This window comes from Vibrio sp. 1401, assembly GCF_033340295.1.
Window position 1 is genome coordinate 1 of sequence record NZ_JAWOWF010000633.1, and the last position, 575, is coordinate 575.

1 protein-coding gene is annotated in these 575 nt (G+C 47.1%); it reads right to left on the reverse strand.

Translation table 11 applies throughout. From position 1 onward, the window contains the following. The coding region (locus tag R7Z77_RS27275; protein WP_318137294.1) for a cytochrome-c peroxidase at nucleotides 1-575 on the reverse strand (575 nt) is incomplete at both ends.

Here is a 575-nt window from a genome sequence, read left to right on the forward strand (position 1 = left end):
CGCTTCGATGTCTTCGATATTGCTATCACTCATCGTAATACCAAGCTGCGTTTGTGCCATGATTTGAATGGCCTCAGCAAGGGTGGTCACTTGCCCGTTATGAAAATACGGCCCCGTTAATGCGACGTTTCTTAAACTGGCAACACGGAAATAATACCCCTCATCCCCTTCCGTTGTGAGTAAATGGCGACCTGTGTCTTTCTGCACGGGTTTATGCTCAAAGTAAGCGAAGCGTTGAATCATCGCGCCGCCAACATTTTTCCCTTGATGACATTGTACGCACCCAGCTTTCTGGAAGGTTTTCCAACCGCGTTTCGCTTTCTCATTCAAAACATGCGTGTAACCCAATAAGTAGGCATCAAACGGCGCGCCTGGAGTTTCAAGCCCTTTCACAAACTCAACAATGGACGCTTTGATGTTGTCGATAGAAATTGGCAGGTTTCCAGCGCGTTTAAACAGCGCTTGATACTGCTCGTTGTTTTGAACGTAGCTTTCAATCTTCGGCCAGTTGGAATCCATTTCTAACGGGTCGTGAATTGGGCCATCCATTTGAGAGACTAACGTATTCGACGAGC